At 73.6% G+C, this 17,620-nt stretch carries 23 protein-coding genes; 11 read left to right on the top strand and 12 right to left on the bottom strand.

The genetic code is table 11. The features are described from left to right. Positions 1-14 precede the first annotated feature (14 nt). The gene (locus BJ999_RS09650; RefSeq protein WP_179832974.1) at positions 15-953 is read left to right on the top strand and encodes an HpcH/HpaI aldolase/citrate lyase family protein; all 939 of its coding nucleotides are present in this window, start codon (positions 15-17) and stop codon (positions 951-953) included. Between the two features lie 53 nt (positions 954-1,006). Continuing rightward, positions 1,007-2,458 (top strand): CPBP family intramembrane glutamic endopeptidase, encoded by a 1,452-nt coding sequence (locus tag BJ999_RS43480; RefSeq protein WP_179832975.1) that lies wholly within the window; start codon positions 1,007-1,009, stop codon positions 2,456-2,458. On the opposite strand, the gene BJ999_RS09660 is transcribed toward BJ999_RS43480, so the two are convergent. Next, the gene (locus tag BJ999_RS09660; RefSeq protein ID WP_179832976.1) at positions 2,453-2,842 is read right to left on the bottom strand and encodes an NUDIX hydrolase; all 390 of its coding nucleotides are present in this window, start codon (positions 2,840-2,842) and stop codon (positions 2,453-2,455) included. The genes BJ999_RS43480 and BJ999_RS09660 overlap by 6 nt on opposite strands. 84 nt (positions 2,843-2,926) lie before the next feature. Between BJ999_RS09660 and BJ999_RS09665 the strand changes: the two genes are divergently transcribed. From BJ999_RS09665 to BJ999_RS09680, 4 genes are read left to right on the top strand one after another with little or no spacing between them, the layout of a single operon-like run. Then, positions 2,927-3,571: a DUF6758 family protein gene (locus BJ999_RS09665; protein ID WP_179832977.1), complete on the top strand. Its 645-nt coding sequence runs from the start codon at positions 2,927-2,929 to the stop codon at positions 3,569-3,571. A 28-nt stretch (positions 3,572-3,599) separates the two neighbouring features. After that, entirely contained in the window at positions 3,600-4,466 is an 867-nt protein-coding gene (locus tag BJ999_RS09670; RefSeq protein WP_179832978.1) for a PHP domain-containing protein, read from the top strand. A 10-nt stretch (positions 4,467-4,476) separates the two neighbouring features. Beyond that, on the top strand, positions 4,477-5,184 hold the full coding sequence (locus tag BJ999_RS09675; RefSeq protein WP_179832979.1) for an MBL fold metallo-hydrolase: 708 nt from the start codon (positions 4,477-4,479) through the stop codon (positions 5,182-5,184). Positions 5,185-5,210: 26 nt separating this feature from the next. Beyond that, complete coding sequence (locus BJ999_RS09680) at positions 5,211-6,077, top strand: RecB family exonuclease (RefSeq protein WP_179832980.1); 867 nt, start codon at positions 5,211-5,213, stop codon at positions 6,075-6,077. 6 nt (positions 6,078-6,083) lie between these two features. On the opposite strand, the gene BJ999_RS09685 is transcribed toward BJ999_RS09680, so the two are convergent. From BJ999_RS09685 to BJ999_RS09695, 3 genes are all read right to left on the bottom strand, one after another. Beyond that, positions 6,084-6,992, bottom strand: a complete 909-nt coding sequence (locus BJ999_RS09685; protein ID WP_179832981.1) for an oxygenase MpaB family protein — start codon at positions 6,990-6,992, stop codon at positions 6,084-6,086. A gap of 119 nt (positions 6,993-7,111) precedes the next feature. Beyond that, the gene (locus BJ999_RS09690; RefSeq protein ID WP_179832982.1) at positions 7,112-7,408 is read right to left on the bottom strand and encodes a hypothetical protein; all 297 of its coding nucleotides are present in this window, start codon (positions 7,406-7,408) and stop codon (positions 7,112-7,114) included. Positions 7,409-7,413: 5 nt separating this feature from the next. Continuing rightward, positions 7,414-7,608 (bottom strand): DUF1059 domain-containing protein, encoded by a 195-nt coding sequence (locus BJ999_RS09695; protein WP_179832983.1) that lies wholly within the window; start codon positions 7,606-7,608, stop codon positions 7,414-7,416. A gap of 181 nt (positions 7,609-7,789) precedes the next feature. Here BJ999_RS09695 and BJ999_RS09700 point away from each other — a divergent pair, with 181 nt between their 5' ends. Then, on the top strand, positions 7,790-8,293 hold the full coding sequence (locus BJ999_RS09700) for an Imm21 family immunity protein (RefSeq protein ID WP_179832984.1): 504 nt from the start codon (positions 7,790-7,792) through the stop codon (positions 8,291-8,293). Here the strand turns inward: BJ999_RS09700 and BJ999_RS09705 are convergent. Next, entirely contained in the window at positions 8,290-9,243 is a 954-nt protein-coding gene (locus BJ999_RS09705; protein ID WP_179832985.1) for a helix-turn-helix transcriptional regulator, read from the bottom strand. The two genes, BJ999_RS09700 and BJ999_RS09705, sit on opposite strands and share 4 nt — an antisense overlap. A 61-nt stretch (positions 9,244-9,304) precedes the next feature. Between BJ999_RS09705 and BJ999_RS09710 the strand changes: the two genes are divergently transcribed. Beyond that, a complete protein-coding gene (locus BJ999_RS09710) occupies positions 9,305-9,880 on the top strand; it encodes a DinB family protein (protein WP_179832986.1) in 576 nt (191 codons plus the stop codon). Between the two features lies 1 nt (position 9,881). Next, positions 9,882-10,319 (top strand): VOC family protein, encoded by a 438-nt coding sequence (locus BJ999_RS09715; protein ID WP_179832987.1) that lies wholly within the window; start codon positions 9,882-9,884, stop codon positions 10,317-10,319. Positions 10,320-10,438: 119 nt separating this feature from the next. Here BJ999_RS09715 and BJ999_RS09720 read toward each other — a convergent pair whose 3' ends face one another. Next, the gene (locus tag BJ999_RS09720) at positions 10,439-11,002 is read right to left on the bottom strand and encodes a TetR/AcrR family transcriptional regulator (protein ID WP_179832988.1); all 564 of its coding nucleotides are present in this window, start codon (positions 11,000-11,002) and stop codon (positions 10,439-10,441) included. A 117-nt stretch (positions 11,003-11,119) separates the two neighbouring features. On the opposite strand from BJ999_RS09720, the gene BJ999_RS09725 reads away from it, so the two are divergent. After that, positions 11,120-12,034: an SDR family oxidoreductase gene (locus BJ999_RS09725; protein WP_179832989.1), complete on the top strand. Its 915-nt coding sequence runs from the start codon at positions 11,120-11,122 to the stop codon at positions 12,032-12,034. Between the two features lie 21 nt (positions 12,035-12,055). Here the strand turns inward: BJ999_RS09725 and BJ999_RS09730 are convergent, their stop codons facing one another. Further along, positions 12,056-12,931, bottom strand: coding sequence for an alpha/beta fold hydrolase (locus BJ999_RS09730; protein WP_179832990.1), 876 nt, complete (start codon positions 12,929-12,931; stop codon positions 12,056-12,058). Between the two features lie 77 nt (positions 12,932-13,008). Here BJ999_RS09730 and BJ999_RS09735 point away from each other — a divergent pair, with 77 nt between their 5' ends. Next, positions 13,009-13,710, top strand: a complete 702-nt coding sequence (locus BJ999_RS09735) for a glycerophosphodiester phosphodiesterase (protein WP_218935656.1) — start codon at positions 13,009-13,011, stop codon at positions 13,708-13,710. 33 nt (positions 13,711-13,743) lie between these two features. Here BJ999_RS09735 and BJ999_RS09740 read toward each other — a convergent pair whose 3' ends face one another. The 5 genes from BJ999_RS09740 to BJ999_RS09760 form a co-directional block, all read right to left on the bottom strand. Then, a complete protein-coding gene (locus tag BJ999_RS09740; RefSeq protein WP_179832992.1) occupies positions 13,744-15,198 on the bottom strand; it encodes a DEAD/DEAH box helicase in 1,455 nt (484 codons plus the stop codon). A 497-nt stretch (positions 15,199-15,695) separates the two neighbouring features. After that, positions 15,696-15,983: a GlsB/YeaQ/YmgE family stress response membrane protein gene (locus BJ999_RS09745; RefSeq protein WP_179832993.1), complete on the bottom strand. Its 288-nt coding sequence runs from the start codon at positions 15,981-15,983 to the stop codon at positions 15,696-15,698. 163 nt (positions 15,984-16,146) lie between these two features. Then, a complete protein-coding gene (locus BJ999_RS42910; protein WP_179832994.1) occupies positions 16,147-16,380 on the bottom strand; it encodes a DUF3107 domain-containing protein in 234 nt (77 codons plus the stop codon). Positions 16,381-16,566: 186 nt separating this feature from the next. Then, positions 16,567-17,196, bottom strand: coding sequence for a TetR/AcrR family transcriptional regulator (locus BJ999_RS09755; protein WP_179832995.1), 630 nt, complete (start codon positions 17,194-17,196; stop codon positions 16,567-16,569). A gap of 231 nt (positions 17,197-17,427) precedes the next feature. Beyond that, on the bottom strand, positions 17,428-17,619 hold the full coding sequence (locus BJ999_RS09760; protein ID WP_179832996.1) for a hypothetical protein: 192 nt from the start codon (positions 17,617-17,619) through the stop codon (positions 17,428-17,430). Position 17,620 lies beyond the last annotated feature (1 nt).

Below are 17,620 nucleotides of genomic sequence, written 5' to 3' on the forward strand. Positions count from 1 at the left end.
TAGCATCCGGGGCCATGCGCTCACGACGTACCACCCTCGCCGTACCGGGCAGCAACCCCCGCTTCATCGAGAAGGCGCAGGGGCTGCCCGCCGACGAGATCTTCCTCGACCTGGAGGACGCCGTCGCGCCGTCGGCCAAGGAGGGCGCCCGCGCGACCGTGGTCGCCGCGCTCAACGACGGCGACTGGACGGGCAGGACGCGGGTGGTGCGCGTGAACGACCTGGACACCCACTGGGCCTACCGGGACGTGATCGAGGTCGTCGAGGGCGCGGGCGCCAACCTCGACGCCGTCATGCTGCCGAAGGTGTCGGACGCCGCCCACGTCCAGTGGCTCGACCGGCTGCTCACCCAGATCGAGCGGGCGACGGGCCTGCCCGCGGGCCGCATCGGCATCGAGGCGCAGATCGAGGACGCCCGCGGCATGGTCAACGTCGACGCGATCGCCGCGTCCTCACCCCGGCTGGAGGCCCTCGTCCTCGGGCCCGGCGACCTCATGGCGTCGATCAACATGAAGACCCTCGTCGTCGGCGAGCAGCCGCCCGGCTACACCGAGGGCGACGCCTACCACTACATCCTCATGCGGATCCTGATGGCCGCCCGCGCCCACGACCTCCAGGCGATCGACGGCCCCTACTTCAACGTCCGCGACGTGGAGGCCTTCACCCGCGTCGCCGAGCGCTCCGCCGCCCTCGGCTTCGACGGCAAGTGGGTGCTGCACCCGTCCCAGATCGAGGCGGGCAACGCCGTGTTCTCCCCGTCCCAGGACGACTACGACCACGCCGAGCTGATCCTGGACGCCTACGAGCACTCGCTCGGCGAGGGCCGCGGCGCCGCCCGGCTCGGCGACGAGATGATCGACGAGGCGTCCCGCAAGATGGCGCTCGTCATCGCCGCCAAGGGCCGCGCCGCGGGGATGACCCGGACGGAGCGCTTCGATCCGTCCGGGAACTGAAGGCCCCGTACGATTCGTCCCACGTACACGAGATCTACCAGGAGGGGCCACACGTGGGAGGACCAGGGGACGGCGACGGCTGGGCGCCCCTAGACCCCGATCTGGGACGCGAGCCGCAGCGGAACCCGCGGCCGTCCGGTCCTCGGCCGATGCCGGAGGGCGAGCCGCCGGCGCCCGCCGCCACCTGGCCGCCGAACCCGGCCCGGCCTCATGACGCCGCGCAGCCGTACGGTGCTCAGCAGCCGTACGGCGCCGGGCAGCCCTACGGCGCCGCGCAGCCCTACGGTGCTCAGCAGCCCCACGGTGCTCAGCAGCCCTTCGGACCTGGGCAGCCGTACGGCCCCGGCCAGCCGTACGGCCCCGGGGGGCCGCAGGGGCAGGGGTACCCGCCCGGGACCCCGTACTGGGACGGGACACCGGCGCAGCCGCCGGGCGGGCCCTACCCGGCCCCCTACGGCCCCGGGTACGGGATCCAGGCGGCCAAGCGGCCCTGGACGGTGGAGACGCCCGAGTCGGCCCCGTTCCACCGGCTGGCGCGCAACGGGGTGCACCGGTGGTGGCGCCCGCTGGTGGGGACCCTCGGGATCGCGGCCGTCGGGATGGTCCTGGCCATCGGGCTGATGATCGCGGGCATCATCGTCCGGGTGGTGGCCACGGGCGAGGCCCCCGACACCTCCGGGGCGGACACGGACTCGATCTTCGGCGACCAGACGGCCGACCTGGCGTACAACCTCGGGGCGCTGGCGCTGTTCCTGCCGGTCTCGCTGGCCGCGGCGTGGCTCGTCCAGCGGCGGCGGCCGGGCACGCTCTCCTCGGTCGCGGGACGGCTGCGCTGGCGCTGGCTCCTCGCCTGCTCGGGCCTGGCGATCGTGTTCTGCGTCGTGTCCTACGGGACGTCGATCGCCGCCGCCGCCGCGATGCACGACCAGTCGGGCGGCGATGAGCACTGGGTCGGGTGGGGGCGGTTCCTCGCCCCGGCCGTCGTCATCGTCCTGCTGGTGCCGCTCCAGTCGGCGGCGGAGGAGTACGCGTTCCGCGGCTGGATGCTCCAGGCCGTGGGCGCGTGCACTCTGGAGAACGCCAGGAACCGCGTCGGGCGCGTTCTCAGCGTCGTCCTCCGCACGCCGTGGCCCGGGATCGTCGTGGGCTCGGCCCTGTTCACGGCCGGGCACGGCTACACGGGCTGGGGGATCCTCGACATCTTCGCGTTCGGCGCGATCGCCGCGTGGCTCGCGGTTCGGACGGGCGGGCTGGAGTCCGGCATCGCCATGCACGTGTTCAACAACCTGATGGCGTTCCTCGGCCCCGCGGCGATCGGCCAACTCGACATCGAGCAGGGGAGCGTCCCCTGGCAGGTCGTCGTGGCGGACATCGTCCCGATGCTGCTCTACGCGGCCGCCGTCGTGTGGCTGGCGCGGCGGATGCGGGTCCAGACCGTCACGGCGGGCCCCGGGGACGGCGGCGTGCCGGTCACGGCGGAGGCGGCGCCGGCGCACGCCTCATAGGACGCCCCAGCCGGTGAGGGCGTCGAGGAGGCCGGGGGTCATCGGGAGGCCGCCGAGATCGTCCGGGGGGACCCAGCGAGCGTCGGACGCGTCGTCGCCCGCACGGAGCGTCCCGCCGGCCACGGTGGCCGTGTAGTCGTGGATCTCGTAGACGACGCCGCCGGGGCCGGGGCGCTCCACCGTCCCGGCCAGGGCGCCGACGCGGACGTCCAGACCGGTCTCCTCCCTCAGCTCGCGGGCGACCGCCGCCGCGTCGTCCTCGCCGGGCTCGACCCGCCCGCCCGGGATCGACCACAGGCCCTCGCCCGGCGGCTGCCCGCGCCTGACCAGCAGGAACCGCCCCTCGCCGTCCCGCACGATCCCGCCCACGCAGCGCACTCGCATGACCCCATTTTGTCGCCACTTTCCGGGGCCGCGCCCCCGCGGCCCCTTGACGAGGCGGGACGTTGCCGCGCAGGGTGGTTACTCATGAGGGCGGAGCCCACATGCCCGCGCTGCGCGGGCCCACTGAGCGAGCCGAGCCTCTGGTCCAGTGACTGGAGCTGCGGCGTGCACGGCGCCGTACTGCCGAGGCAGCCGTCCAACCGTCCCGGTCCCGAGGGGCTGGCCGTCGCCCTGCAGGACGCGAGGGTCCCCGTCTGGACGCCCTGGCCGCTTCCGGCGGCCTGGCTCGTCACGGGCTTCACCACCGTCGGGGACGACCGCTCGGGCGCCCGCGCGACCGCCGTCGCGGTGTCCGGGCCGGGACTGCTGCACGGCCCCGCCGACATGGTCCTGATCGCCGAGGAGCCGGGTATCGGCCTCGGCGCCCACTTCGCGGGGCTCGCGGGCGCCGATCCCGGCACCGCCTTCAACGGCGGCCCGCCGCACGTGAAGCTGGATGTCGGCGGCCCCGCCACCTGCGGGCAGACGGTGCCGATGTGGGCGGTCGGCGACCGTCCCGACCGCGCCGCCTACGTCGGCGAGGCGATGGGGAACTGGCTGTGGGCGGTGCTGTGGCCCGCCGACGCCGGGGTGCTCATGGTGGAGCGCCTCACCCTGCTCGACCTCCGCGAGCCGGGCATGGACCTCGACCTCCCCTACGGCGCGTACAGCCCCCGCCTCGACGGCTGAGCGGCCCCCCGGTTGGTATGAAGGGGCCATGCGGATCGATCTGCACTGTCACAGCGACGCGTCCGACGGAACCCGGCGCCCGGCGGAGGTCGTCCGCCGGGCGCGCGAGAACGGCGTGGACGTCGTCGCGCTCACCGACCACGACACCGTCGCCGGCTGGGACGAGGCCGCCGCGTCCCTCCCGGACGGCCTGGCGCTCGTCCCCGGCATCGAGCTGTCGTGCAAGGAGGACGACCGGAGCCTGCACCTGCTCGGCTACCTGTTCGACCCGGGCGAGCCGGTGCTGGCGGCCGAGCTGGCCCGGATCCGCGACGACCGGGTGATCAGGGCGCGCGGCATGGTGGAGCGGCTGAACGAGCTCGGCGCCGGCGTCACGTGGGACATGGTCCGCGCGCTGGCCACGGGCGAGGCGGTCGGGCGCCCGCACATCGCGCGCGCCATGGTGGAGGCGGGCGTCATCGAGACGGCGGACGAGGCGTTCACGTCCCGGTGGATCGCGCAGGACGGCCGCGCCTACGTCGAGCGGTACGCGCTCGACACCGAGCGGGCGATCGGGCTCGTCCGCGCGGCCGGGGGAGTGTGCGTCCTGGCGCACCCCCGGGCGCGCCGCCGCGGGTACGTGTTCGGCGACGAGGTGATCGAGAGACTCGCCGCCGCCGGGCTCGCCGGGGTCGAGACCGACCACCCCGACCACGTCCCCGAGGACCGCGCCCGCCTGCGCGACCTGGCCGCCTCGCTCGGCCTCGCCGTCACCGGCTCCAGCGACGACCACGGCGCGTTCACCGGCGACCGGATCGGCGCCGAGACCACCGCGCCGGACGCCTTCGAGACGCTCCGCGCGGCCGCCACCGGCGGTGATCTCCGTCTGCCCGACCGGCGCGGCGAATCGCGGTAGGGTGCGAAGCGTGGACGCGCGCATCGAACAGGTGGTGACGTCGGGGAAGCTCACCCTGGACGACACCGAGTACGACGTCGAGAACAACACCTACATCGTCGGCGACGACGACGAGGTCATCGTGATCGACCCGGCCAACGACGCCGAGGCCATCCTCAAGGAGGTCGGTGACCGCGAGGTCATGGCCGTCCTGCTGACCGACGGCAACGAGCACCGCCTCAGCGTGGTCCTCGAAGTGGCCGCGGCCGGCGAGGAGGACGAGGACAACTGGGCGCCGATCGCGCTGCACCGCGCCGACCGGCTGCTGTGGCGCGACTACTTCGGCCGCCTCGCCAAGGAGGAGGACGACGAGGACGACGCCAAGGCGCTGCGCTCCCTCGAACCCGACATCTGGCTGGAGGACGGCGGCGTCTTCGAGATCGGCGAGGCCCAGCTGGAGATCGTGCACACCCCGGGCCACACGCCCGGCGCCGTCTGCGTGATCAGCGAGCAGCTCGGCCTGCTGTTCTCCGGCGACACCCTGCACCGCGGCCGTCCCGGCTCGGTCGGCGGCGTCTACGAGGACCTGCGCAAGCAGCTCAACTCGATCGGCGCGCTGCTCACCCCGCTGCCGAAGGACCTGCGGGTCCTGCCCGCGCAGGGCGAGGAGACCACGGTCGGCGACGAGGACGCCCGCTGGGAGAGCTGGGGCTCCATGGCGCGGGAGTCTGACGACTAGTTTTGGAGCAGCTCGGGTTCGAGGGGATGCCTCGGCGGCTCTACACGTGCACGCCGTCGAGGCTGAACACGTGGCTGGACTGCCCGCGCCGGTACCGGATGACGTATCTCGATCGTCCGATGCCGCCGAAGGGTCCGCCATGGGCGCACAACAGCGTCGGGGCGAGCGTGCACAACGCGCTGGCCGCCTGGTGGCGGCTGCCCGTCGACGAGCGCAGCCCTGAGGCGGCCGGGAGGCTGCTGCTCCGGGGCTGGCTGACCGACGGGTTCCGGGACGAGGCGCAGTCCGCGCAGTGGCGCGAGCGGGCCCGGGAGATGACGGAGCGGTACGTCGCCGGGCTCGACCCGTCCGACGAGCCGCTCGGCGTCGAGCGCACCGTGGCGACCCGCACCGACCGGATCGCGGTGTCCGGGCGCATCGACCGGCTGGACGCGCGCGGCCCCGAGCTGGTCGTCGTGGACTACAAGACCGGGCGGCACGTCCTGACCTCCGACGACGCCCGCGGCTCGCTGGCGCTGGCGATCTACGCGGTGGCGGCGTCGCGCGTCCTGCGCCGCCCGTGCCGCCGGGTCGAGCTGCACCATCTGCCGTCCGGCGAGGTCGCGGTGTGGGAGCACACCGACGAGTCGCTGGCCCGGCACATCCGGCGCGCGGAGCAGATCGCCGCCGAGGCCGCGACCGCGGACGACGCGTACCGCGCCGGCGCGGGGAAGCGCGCCGACGTGCCGAAGCCCCGTGCGGGGGAGGTCGACCACGCCCCGCACGACGAGCTGTTCCCGCCGCGTCCGGGCAACCTGTGCTCCTGGTGCGACTTCGCCCGCCACTGCCCGGAGGGCCGGGAGGCCGCCCCGCGCAAGGAGCCGTGGGCGGCGCTCCCCGTCGACGCCGTCTAGGGCCGTCTACGCGGTGGCCAGGGCCGGCTGCCCGGGCCAGCGGCGCGGGTCGCGGAGGCCGTAGAGGCCCTTGCCCAGGTCGTAGCCGTCGGCCGCGAGCCGCTGCCGGGCGCGTTCCAGCATGTCGCGGGTGGGTTTGGCGAAGGCGTGGTCGTGCAGCCGCTCCGGTACCGCGTTCATCGCGAGGCGGAACGAGCGGAGCGCCGCCGTCACCGCGGGCTGCGGCACCTCGGGCAGCGCCCCGTACATCCGGCGGGCCCAGTCCGGCAGCGAGTAGTAGCAGAGCGCCCCGAACGGGAAGTAGCCCGGCTTCCCGGGCGCGAGGAACCTGAGGTTCTCCGGCATCGTCGGCCACATGAGGAACCGCACCGTGGCGGCGGCCTCCTCGGTGACGCGCAGCTGGGGCCGCATCTCGGCGAGGTAGGCCTCCATCTCGGCGACGCTGCCGGGGACGTCGTCGGCGTGCAGCCCTACGTAGGTAGCGGTGTGCCGCTGCTCGTCCAGGTACCGGTCGGCCATGGCGCCGGTCAGCGGCAGCCCGGCCCGCCGCGCGACCTCCAGGTAGGAGTACACCTCGGCGCAGTGCACCCACCGCAGCAGCTCGGGCTGGTCGAGGCGCTCCCGCCTGCCGGTGTCGTGGTTGAGGATGCGCAGGCTCCGGTGGATCTCCCGGACGCGGTACGCCAGCTCGTCGATCTCCTCGTGCGACCCGAAGGTGGCCACCCCGACGAAGTCGGCGGTGCGCTGGAGCCTCCCGAACGGGTCCTCCTGGAAGTTGGAGTTCTGCCAGACGCCCCACATCGCCATGGGGTGCAGCGCCTGGAGCATGAGGCTGCGCACCCCGCCGATCCACATGGACCGGTCGATGTGGACGCGCCACGTGACGCTCTCGGGGGGCTGGACGGTCGCCGGCATGTACACCTCCATGAGACAAACTGAAGTAAGTGTGTCATTACCTCAGTCCGCCCGCGACACCGCCCCCTCTCCGGGCGGTGAGGAGTCCTCGGCCGCCCGGGGCCCGGTGGACTATCGGTTCACAGCGACTCGTCGCGCATGACCTCCAGGTTCAGGAAGCGCGGGCCGTCGCTGCACAGCGCCTCCATCTGCCCGGCGATGCGCCGGGTCTCGGGCAGGTCGCTGTTGCGCATCGCCTCCTCGTAGGACGGGAACTCGACGATGTCGACGTAGTGGGACGCGTCCTGGCGGTCCTTGGTGTGCAGCTCGTGGGTCGCCGTGCGCGTGCCCTCGCTGGCCTTGGCCCACTCGTCGAACAGGCCCTCCAGCTCGTCCTGGCGGTCGGTGCGGTAGTCGATGATCTGTACGAAGCCCATCCGGCTCAGCCCCCTACCGTCGCGCGCTCGTCCTTGAGGTGGGTGCGGATCTCCTGCCGCATCTCCGGGGTGTCGTCGTGCCCGTGCACCGAGGCGGCGTGCTCGGCGGCGGCGCGGACGACCTCGTCCTCCTCGCCGCTGATGGTGAGCGTGCAGCCCGACTCGCTCGGCATGTCCCTGCAGTCGGCCGTCTTGCGCATGTCTCCCCCTCGCCGGGCCGGCGCCCGCGTGCGAGGTGAGATCCGTCGGCGGCGCCCCGTCCGGCCGTTCTTCCCGCCACACCGTCACAATCCATAACAATCGTCGCATATCCCCATGTCAGGGGGAAGGTGTCCGACGCACGTTGTACGGTGACGCCTCCACAGACGAGAGGGTGTGCCGATGGACTGGGTCGAGTCCGCTGGGGGCCCGCTGCTGGCCGCGCCCGCGACGCAGCTGGCCCGCTGGGAGGGCGCCACCGACGACGAGGACGACGACGCCCCCGTGGAGACCTGGGGCGACTACGGGCGCGCCTGCGCGGTCGACGGCTACATCGGGCTGGTCGGCATCGGGGGCGCGCAGGGCCTCGTCCTCGGAGACGAACCCGCCACGACGACCTACCTGCCGGAGGAGCGCCTCTTCCTGCGCTGGGCGGCGGCCGAGTCGGAGACCGAGCTCGTCCACGCGGCCAGAGAGGCCGTCCGCGGCGTCGAGTGGGAGGAGGAGCTCGACTGGGACGTGGACGGGGCCGTCGTCCTCTTCGACTCCGCCTGGCCCGGCGCGACCCCCGAACCCGGCAACCACCTGAAGATCGACCTGGCCCCGGGCCGCTACCGCGTGCGCGCCGCCCACACGCGGGACGACCGCAACTGGATGATCCTCGTGCAACTCCAGCCGGTGCCCTAGCCGGCCAGCGCCGCCAGGCGGCGGGCGAGCCGGGCGGCGGCCTCCCGCAGCGCGGCGGGCTCCAGCACCTCCATCTCGAAGCCCAGCCGGGCCACGTGCACGGCGAGCGCGTCCAGGTCCGCGCCGCCGACGACGAGCACGCACCAGCCGTCGTGATCGTCCTCGACCCGTCCCACCTGGGGCGGGACCAGTGCGCGCACCTCGTCGGGCCCGGCGCGGACGCGTATCCGCGCGAGATGCCGGTACGGCGCCTCGGTCACGGCCCGCTGCACGTAGGCGACCGGGTCCGGATGCTCCCTCGGCCGGAACCGCCAGGTCGTCGCCACCGCCTCGCGCATCCGGTCCAGGCGGAAGGTGCGCCAGCCGTCGCGGTCGGCGTCCCACGCCATCAGGTACCAGCGGCGTCCCGTGGCGACCATCCGCACCGGCTCGACCGTGCGCTCGCGGTTCCCGCCGTCCCGCCCCGGGTAGCGGAACCGCACCCGCACCGCGTCGCGGCAGGCCCGCGCGAGCGTCACCAGCAGCTCCGCGTCGATCTGGACCCCCGGGCCGACGAGGGTGTCGGTGGCGCCGTGCACCGCCCGCACCTCGGCGCGCAGCCGGGGCGGCATCACCTGGTCGAGCTTCGCCAGCGCCCGCAGGGCCGCATCGCCCGCCCCGGCGACCGTCCCGCCGGAGGCCATCCGCAGGGACACCGCCGTCGCGATCGCCTCCTCGTCGTCCAGGAGCAGCGGCGGGAGCCGGGTCCCCGCGCCCAGCCGGTAGCCGCCGCCCACGCCCGCCGTCGCGTGCACCGGGTACCCGAGCGCGCGCAGCCGCTCCACGTCGCGCCGCACCGAGCGGTCGGTGACGCCCAGCTCGGCGGCGAGGTCGGCGGCGGTCCAGGACGGCCGCCGCTGCAGCAGTCCCAGCAACCGCAGCACCCGCTCGGTCGTCGCCTCGACGCTCACGCGCCCATCGTCCCACGAAACGCGGAACGTACCTGTCCGGTATTCCGGTGACACTGGGCCCATGACCCAGACGTGGAACCCACTGCTCCGGGACCAGATCGCCTGGCACTGGGACAACCAGCTTCGGCCCCGCATCAGCGGGCTCGCCGACGACGAGTACTTCTGGGAGCCGGTGCCCGGCTGCTGGAGCGTTCGCCCGCGAGGCCCCGGCGCCGGCCCAGCGCCCGTGCGCGTCGGCTCCGGCGCGATGACCATCGACTTCGCGATGCCGCAGCCCGACCCGGCCCCGTTCACCACGATCGCCTGGCGGCTCGCGCACGTGATCGTCGGCGTGCTCGCGGTGCGCAGCGCCGCGCACTTCGGGCGCCCGCCCACCGACTACCGGGCGTTCGAGTACGCCGGGACCGCGGACGAGGCGCTGGCGCAGCTCGACGCCGAGTACGCGACCTGGCTGGCCGGGGTCGATTCCCTCGGCGAGTCCGGCCTCGCCCGCCCCTGCGGGGAGGCCGAGGGACCGTACGGCGAGCGGCCTCTGGCAGCGTTGGTCCTGCACATCAACCGGGAGCTGATCCACCACCTGTCCGAGGTGTGCCTGCTCCGCGACCTCTACCTGCACACTCATCGGGAGGCGAGCTGAAGTGGCCCGCGACGTTCAGATCACCTTCGACTGCGCCGACCCGGCCGCGCTCGCGGCCTTCTGGGGTGAGGCCCTCGGCTACCGGCTGCAGGACCCGCCCGGCGGCTTCGCGTCGTGGGACGAGGCCCTGGAGGCGATGGGCATCCCGCCGGAGAACCGGAACGACGCCTCGGCGGTGGTCGACCCCGGCGGATCAGGCCCCCGGCTGTTCTTCCAGCGCGTCCCGGAGGGCAAGCAGGCCAAGAACCGCGTCCACCTCGACGTGCGGGCCGCCCCCGGCCTCGACGGCGACGAGCGGATGGCGGCCCTGGAGGCCGAGGCCGAGCGCCTCGTCTCCCGCGGCGCCACCCGTCTCCAGCGCCACGACCCGGAGCCCCCGCTCGGCGCCGGCCACATCGTGATGGCCGACCCCGAAGGCAACGAGTTCTGCCTCGACTGACCTCGGACGACGTGCTGCCGCCCGCGAACGAGCGTCGCCCAGCGGGGTCGCCGCCTGGCTCACCGGCTTCTCGCCGTCGACGGCGACCCGGACCTCATCTGACGGCCGGGGAGCGCCGGTCACCTGCCGGCGGTGACGGCCTTGAGTTCGTCCAGGGATTCGCGGATGTGGTGGGAGAGGCCCTGGAGGCCGTCGCGGAGCCAGCGTTCGAAGGCGACCTTGAAGACGGCGATCCCCGCCTCGGCGCTGAGGGCGGCGGCCGGGTCGGGGACGCCGCGGCGGCGCAGGGCCTCGGCGAGCGTCGTGGCCAGGGTGGCGAGTTTGATCAGCTCGCGTTCGCGCAGTTCCGCGTTCGCGTCGATGACGGCCTGGCGGCGGCGGGCGTGGGCGTGGCGTCCCTCGAAGACGGCGCCGACGGCCTCCAGGGCCCTGGCCGTCGCGTCGAGCGGCACCGCGGTCGCCGGGGCGTCGGCGACGGCGCTCGTGAGCAGGTCCTGGAGCAGCGCGGAGCCTCCGAACAGGACCTCGCGCTTGTCGGCGAAGTGGCGGAAGAACGTGCGCTCGGTGAGGCCCGCCCGGCGGGCGATCTCCGCGACCGTGGTCCTGTCGTAACCGTGCTCGCCGTAGAGGGCGAGTGCCGCCTCTTCGAGTCGGCCGCGTGCGTTCGGCTCCCATCGCCCCATGCCCGGAATCCTAGCCGATGACAGTCACTGACATGGTGTGTGTATGCTGACGACAGTGACTGACATCGCTCGCGCCCGCCCGGCATGACCGTGCCCGGCGGATCATCGGAGGTTTCCATGCACGTCTTCGTCACCGGGGCGTCCGGCTGGATCGGCTCGGCGCTCGTTCCCGAACTCGTCGCGGCGGGGCACCGCGTCACCGGGCTCGCCCGCTCGGACGCCTCGGCCGCCGCCCTCACCGCGGCCGGCGCCGGGGTGCGCCGCGGCACCCTGGACGACCTCGGCGTCCTCGGCGACGCCGCCGCGGCCTCGGACGGCGTCGTCCACCTGGCGTTCAAGCACGACATCGCGTTCTCGGGCGGATTCCAGGACGCCGCCGACGCGGACCGGCGCGCCGTCGAGGCGTTCGGCGACGCGCTCGCGGGCTCCGACCGGCCGTTCGTCCTCGCCTCCGGCCTGCTCGGCCTCGCGCCGGGACGGGTGGCGACCGAACGGGACGGGACGGACCCGTCCCTGGAGGCCGGGTTCGGGACGCGGCACGGCACCGCCCGGCTGGCGCTCTCGCTCGCCTCGCGCGGGGTGCGGTCGTCCGTCGTCCGGCTGCCCCCGACCGTGCACGGAGAAGGGGACAAGGGCTTCATCGCGACCCTGGTCGGCGTCGCCCGTGACCAGGGCGTCTCCGGCTACGTCGGGGACGGGTCCCAGCGCTGGCCCGCCGGGCACGTGCTCGACGCCGCGCGCCTGTTCCGGCTCGCGCTGGAGCAGGCGCCGGCGGGCTCGGTGCTGCACGCGAACGCCGAGGAAGGGGTACCGCTCCGCGCCGTGGCCGAGGTGATCGGCCGCCGTCTCGGCGTGGCGACGGCCTCGGTCGACCCGGGGGACGCCGCCGGGCACTTCGGCTGGCTGGCCGGGCCCGCCGGCACCGACGCCCCGGCGTCGAGCGCGCTGACCAGGGAGCTGCTGGGCTGGCGGCCGACCCGCCCCGGGCTCATCGACGACCTGGAGGAGGGCCACTACTTCAAGGCCGCCTGACCGGGCGCCGACCGCCCGTCGCTATTTCAGGGTGCGCTCGGTGTCGGCCCAGAGGGCGAGGAGGGCGGCGGCGGTGGTCTCGGGGGCGTCCCAGGCGGGGGAGTGGGCGGCGCCGGGGATGACGACCTTGGGCGCGTTGAGGCGTTCGGCCATGGCGGCCTGGGCGCGGGGGTCCCAGGCGTCGTCGTCCTCGCCGTAGAGGACCAGGACGCGCAGGGCGGTGTCGGCGCAGTGCTTGGCCAGCTCGTCGACGCGGTCGGGGGCGGTGAGGATCTCGTTGGCCATGAAGGCCAGCCCCTTCTCGGAGTTGCCGAGCGTGCGGGCCTTGAGGAAGGCGACGACCTCGCGCTGGACGCCCCGTCCCAGGTAGTCGGGTTCGAGGCTGAGCTCCCAGATCTGCGCCATGCCGAGTTCGGGGATGGCGTCGCGCAGGGCGCGGGCCTTGGCGGCTGCCGGACCGGAGACGGCGGCCGGGCCCGAGCTCATCAACGTGAAGGACGCGGGACGGGCCCCGGCGAGGACGGCCTCGCGGCACACCAGGCCGCCGAACGAGTGGCCGACCAGGTGGACGGGGCCGGGGCCCAGCGCCGACAGGAGGGCGGCGATGTCGGCGCCGAGGGCCGCGCGGGTGTAGGCGCTCTCGTCGTCCGGGCCGATGGACTCGTACTGGCCCCGCATGTCGATCGCGACGACGCGGCGCCCGGACGCGGCCAGGGTCTCCAGGACGGCGAGGAAGTCCTCCTTGCTGCCGGTGAGACCGGGGACGAGGAGGGCGGGACAGCGGTCGGGCACGCCCGATCCCGGAAGGGCCTCCAGCGCGGCGAACGGGCCGCGGGAGGTCTCGACGGTCGTCCGGCGAACACCGGGGGGCAGACTCACGAACCGGGGCGTACTCACGGTGGAAACCTTAGTCAATGGGAGCCTGCGGGCTTCGGTAAGAAATCTTCGGTGGTAGCGTCGCCAGCGTGGTCGCCATGCCTGCCATCTCCGCCCACCGTCGCGACGAAGCGGGCCTCACGGGCCTCGGCGACGCCGTCGCGTCCGGCGCCGAGTACGTGGAGATCGACATCCGGCGGACCGGGGACGGCCGGCTCGTCGTCCACCACGATCCCGAGATCGCCGGGCTCCGGCTGAACCGGCTCCCCTACGAGCGGATCCAGGAGCTCGCGGTACGGCCCGTCCCGCTGGCCGGCGACGCCATGAAGGTGATCGCGGGCCGGGCGCAGGGGCATCTGGACCTCAAGGAGCGCGGCTGCGAGCACGAGACCGTGGCGCTGGCGGTCGAGGCGTTCGGCACCGGGAACTTCGTGGTGACGACCAGCGAGATCACGTCTCTCGTGGAGATCAAGAAGAGCTTCCCGGGGGTGCGGACGGCCCTTTCGGTCGGCCGCAACCTGTGGGAGCGCGGCGCCGCGCACGACTTCGCGCCGCTGCGGCTGATCCGGCGGGCGGGCGCCGACATGGTCGCCCTCAACCACCGGCTCGCCCGCGTCGGCGTGCTGCGCCAGTGCGGGCGCGCCGGGATCCCCGCCATGATCTGGACGGTCAACGCCGAGCCCGTCATGCACCGCTTCCTGCGCGACCCGCGCGTCGCCGTCCTCGTGACCGACCATCCGGGCCTCGCCCTCAGGTTGCGCGAGGGTGGAGGCCCGGACGGAACGCGACCGCGGGACTGACACGAGTCTCGCGGTCGGGTGTTCCGCCGCCGATCAGGCGGTCTGCGACGCCTCCGCGGTGCCGCCCGCGGTCGCGGCCGGCTTGCCGGCGCGGGTGCGGCGGCGGGGCCTGCTGCGCTTGCGCTCGGTGGCGACCGCGTCGACGACGTTGTCGTCCGCGGCCGTCTCGGCCTCCGCCGCGGCGGCCTCGACCGGCTGGCCCGCCCGCGTGCGCGTCCGGTCGCGCTTGCGGCGGCGCGGCCGGGGACGCTCCTGCTCCTGCTCCCGGTTGCGGTTCTGGTCGCGGCCGCGGTCGTGGCTGCGGACCTTGCCCGTCTCGCCGATGTCCTCCAGTTCCTCGGCGTCCAGCCCGGCGCGGCCGTTGCGCATGTCGGTGGGCAGCGTCCCCTTCGTGCCCGCGGGGATGCCGAGCGTCTCGAAGAAGTGCGGGGACGTGGAGTAGGTCTCCTCCGGGGCGGCGAACGGCAGATCGAGCGTGCCGTTGATCAGCTTCCACCGGGTGAGGTCGGACCAGTCGACGAGCGTGACGGCGACGCCCTCCTTGCCCGCGCGGCCGGTCCGGCCGATGCGGTGCACGTAGGTGTCGGCGCTGTCGGGGCACTCGTAGTTCACGACGTGGGTGACGTCGTCGACGTCGAGGCCGCGGGCCGCCACGTCGGTGGCCACCAGCACGCCGATCTTGCCGTTGCGGAACGCGCGCAGTGCCCGCTCGCGCTGGCTCTGCCCGAGGTCGCCGTGCACGGCGGCGGCGTCGAAGCCGCGCTGTGCGAGGTCGGCGGCCACGCGGTCGCACGCCCGCTTCGTCTGGCAGAAGACCATGGTCAGACCACGGCCCTCGGCCTGCAGCAGGCGGGCCAGCATCTCCGGCTTGTCCATCTGGTGGGCCTGGAAGACGTGCTGGACGACCTGCGGCGTCGCGTCCGACTCGGTGTGCGACTCGGCCCGGACGTTGGTCGGGCGGGTCAGGTACCGGCGCGACAGCGCGGCGATCTCGCCCGGCATCGTCGCCGAGAACAGCATGGTCTGCCGCCGCGCCGGGATCCGGTCGATGATCCGCTCGATGTCCGGCAGGAAGCCGAGGTCGAGCATGCGGTCCGCCTCGTCCAGCACCAGCACCTCGACCTTGGACAGGTCGAGGTACTTCTGCTTGATGAGGTCGAGGAGCCTGCCCGGGGTGCCGACGACGACGTCGACGCCCTCGCGCAGCGCCTCGATCTGCGGTTCGTAGGCGCGACCGCCGTACACCGACAGGACGCGGCTGCCGAGCTTGCCGCCGGCGACGAGAAGGTCGTCGGTGACCTGGAGGGCCAGTTCGCGGGTCGGCGCGACGACGAGCGCGCGCGGCTCGCGGCCGCCGTGCTCGATGCGCTGCAGCAGCGCGGCGCCGAACGCGAGGGTCTTGCCGGTGCCCGTGCGGGCCTGGCCGATGATGTCGTGGCCGCCCAGCGCGATCGGCAGGGCGAGCTCTTGGATGGGGAACGCGTCCACGATGCCTTCGGCTTCGAGGGCGTCTGCTATCTCGGGTACGACCCCGAGTTCACGAAAGGTAGTCAGGGCTTTCAGCCTCCAATATGCGGGGTCTCCGCTCCCGGGTGCGGCGCGGCTCGCCGGCGGGACACCGCCGAACCGGCGTGTCCGCCGTTCCTGTGGCCGCGCGCTCGCGCGGGAGGGACCAGCCGTTGCACAAATCTGTCGGCGACCGCAGTCAGGGGTTGAAAGCAGTCACTCACTGTGGCTGCGTGCGGTCACACTCCGCGACGCAGTGTACCGACCGTTGATTGCCTACACCAATAGCCGGTCACTCGGCCCAACGTTTCCATGGTTTCATCTATTCCGTCCCCGGCCCGCCAGGCGTTACGCGCCCGGCGCGGCGAGGCCTCCTGACCCGGTCTGTAGCGGGGCGGGACGGCCACATCCGGACACTTCGCGACGGCGCAGGCCCCCGCCGTGGAAGGCGGGGGCCTGCGCCGGGGTGGTGCCGGGGGTCAGTAGCTCCGGCGGCGGGTCCGCGAGCCGTGGCCGCGGCCGCGGCCGCGCGTGTTCATCGTGGTGAGCGCGGCCACGCCCAGCGCGGCGATCACCACCGCGAAGACGAAGGCGACGAGCATCCCCGCCCCGAGGGCGTCCGCGACGACACCGCCGAGGATCGCGCCGGCGATTCCGACGAGGACCGTGAGCAGGATGCCGATCGGGTTGCGGCCCGGCACGACCAGCCGCGCGAGTGCACCGATGACGGCACCGACGACGATGAACCAAAGGATCGTGGTGAGCATGTCGATCAACCATTCCTTTCGTGGGCCGGTCGCCCGAGGTCGGTCATCGATATGCCCCGCCTGCCGGGTTGAAACAAAATCCAGGTCAAGGCGCGTGGGGAGAGGGTAAAGCCGCAGGTACGCGGCATGATGCAGGTGGATCGCGCCTGCGCAGGCGCGCGGCTCAGGTGTACTGCGTGCCGAAGCCCACGCTGCGCTGCTCGTCCTCGGCGATCTCCAGGTAGCCGACGCGGGCCGCGGGGATGACGACCCGGCCGGCGCGGCGGTCCTTCAGCACCAGCACGCCCTGCGGGTCGGCGAGCGCCGCCCCGAGCGCGTCCTGGACGTCGTCGGCCGTCTGGTCGGTGTCGACCACCAGCTCCTTGGCCACGTTCTGGACCCCGATGCGAACCTGCACGCGATGCCTCCCGTCGTCGGGTGCGTCCCGCCGACCGCCGGCGGGCCCGGCTCCGATGGTCGCATGGAGATCGCCGGGACGTGCCGCCATCCGGTTGTGCCCAGGGTGAACGTCCCCCGGCCGCGGGATGGACGGGCACAGGCCCGTTACCGGCCGCCGGGGCGTCGGCCGGGATCACTCGCGGCGTCAGCCCTGGTCGTTGGTGCGGGGGAAGCCGGAGATGCCGCGCCAGGCCAGCCGGGCGATGATCTTCTCGGCGGTGTCCTTGGGGATCGCCCGGTGCTGGGAGAGCCAGAAGCGGGCGCTGACCTCGGCCATGCCGACCAGGCCCATGCCGAGCAGGTGCGCCTCCTCGGCGGGGGCGTTGGTGTCCTCGGCGATCACCTGCGCGATCATCTCGGCGCACTGCTGGTTGGCGCGGTCGACGCGGGCCCGGACGGGCGCGACGTTGCGCAGGTCGGACTCGAAGACCAGGCGGTAGGCCTCGCCGTCGCCCGCCACGAAGTCGTAGAAGGCCTGCATGCTCGCCTGCACGCGCAGCTTGTTGTCCGTGGTGGACTCCAGCGCCTCGCGGACGATCTTCACCAGGGCCTCGGCGTGCTCGTCCAGCAGCGCCAGGTACAGCTCCAGCTTGCCCGGGAAGTGCTGGTAGAGCACGGGCTTGCTGACGCCCGCGCGCTCGGCGATCTCGTCCATCGCCGCGGCGTGGTACCCCTGCGCGACGAACACCTCCTGGGCCGCGCCGAGCAACTGCTTGCGGCGCGCCAGTCGCGGCAGTCTCGTGCCACGGGGGCGGGCGTCCGGGGTCGCGGTCACCACACTCTCCGATCACCGAATCGTGGGGACGGATGGGGGTCGTCCGTCACCGGGAAACAATCTCATCATCCTACGCGCGAGTAACTCCGTTGGTCACGGGCACCGCCCGCCGTCGTTCCTTCGCGCAGGTCAGTGTATTCCCGCCGGAACCGGGAGCGGTCCGCCCCGATCTTTCTGTCAACCTTCCTTCCTGTGCCGGGCGCCAACATTCAGGTCACCGGTGGACGCGGGTCACCGGTAGTCGTCCTCGTCCAGCCGGACCTCCCGCCGCTGCTCGGCCGCGTCGGCCTCGTTCGCGTCCTCCGGAATGGGGCCGCGCTCGACGCGCTCCTCCTCCTCGTCGAGGGCGGCTCGCTGCTCCGCCGCGTCGGCCTCGTTGGCGTCGTCGGGCGCGGGCTGTTCCAGGTCGTCGGTCTCGCTCATC

Source organism: Actinomadura citrea, assembly GCF_013409045.1.
GTDB classification, from domain to species: Bacteria; Actinomycetota; Actinomycetes; order Streptosporangiales; family Streptosporangiaceae; genus Spirillospora; species Spirillospora citrea.

Excerpts from the sequence above, each read along its gene's own strand:
- BJ999_RS09720 (WP_179832988.1), bottom strand. The coding sequence starts at position 11,002 with ATGGGGCGATGGGAGCCGAACGCACGCGGCCGACTCGAAGAGGCGGCA.
- BJ999_RS09735 (WP_218935656.1), top strand. The coding sequence starts at position 13,009 with ATGCCTGCCATCTCCGCCCACCGTCGCGACGAAGCGGGCCTCACGGGC.
- BJ999_RS09680 (WP_179832980.1), top strand. The coding sequence starts at position 5,211 with ATGCCTCGGCGGCTCTACACGTGCACGCCGTCGAGGCTGAACACGTGG.
- BJ999_RS09710 (WP_179832986.1), top strand. The coding sequence starts at position 9,305 with ATGACCCAGACGTGGAACCCACTGCTCCGGGACCAGATCGCCTGGCAC.
- BJ999_RS09725 (WP_179832989.1), top strand. The coding sequence starts at position 11,120 with ATGCACGTCTTCGTCACCGGGGCGTCCGGCTGGATCGGCTCGGCGCTC.
- BJ999_RS09745 (WP_179832993.1), bottom strand. The coding sequence starts at position 15,983 with ATGCTCACCACGATCCTTTGGTTCATCGTCGTCGGTGCCGTCATCGGT.
- BJ999_RS09695 (WP_179832983.1), bottom strand. The coding sequence starts at position 7,608 with ATGCGCAAGACGGCCGACTGCAGGGACATGCCGAGCGAGTCGGGCTGC.
- BJ999_RS09670 (WP_179832978.1), top strand. The coding sequence starts at position 3,600 with ATGCGGATCGATCTGCACTGTCACAGCGACGCGTCCGACGGAACCCGG.
- BJ999_RS09685 (WP_179832981.1), bottom strand. The coding sequence starts at position 6,992 with ATGCCGGCGACCGTCCAGCCCCCCGAGAGCGTCACGTGGCGCGTCCAC.
- BJ999_RS09690 (WP_179832982.1), bottom strand. The coding sequence starts at position 7,408 with ATGGGCTTCGTACAGATCATCGACTACCGCACCGACCGCCAGGACGAG.
- BJ999_RS09700 (WP_179832984.1), top strand. The coding sequence starts at position 7,790 with ATGGACTGGGTCGAGTCCGCTGGGGGCCCGCTGCTGGCCGCGCCCGCG.
- BJ999_RS09660 (WP_179832976.1), bottom strand. The coding sequence starts at position 2,842 with ATGCGAGTGCGCTGCGTGGGCGGGATCGTGCGGGACGGCGAGGGGCGG.
- BJ999_RS09760 (WP_179832996.1), bottom strand. The coding sequence starts at position 17,619 with ATGAGCGAGACCGACGACCTGGAACAGCCCGCGCCCGACGACGCCAAC.
- BJ999_RS09650 (WP_179832974.1), top strand. The coding sequence starts at position 15 with ATGCGCTCACGACGTACCACCCTCGCCGTACCGGGCAGCAACCCCCGC.
- BJ999_RS09665 (WP_179832977.1), top strand. The coding sequence starts at position 2,927 with ATGAGGGCGGAGCCCACATGCCCGCGCTGCGCGGGCCCACTGAGCGAG.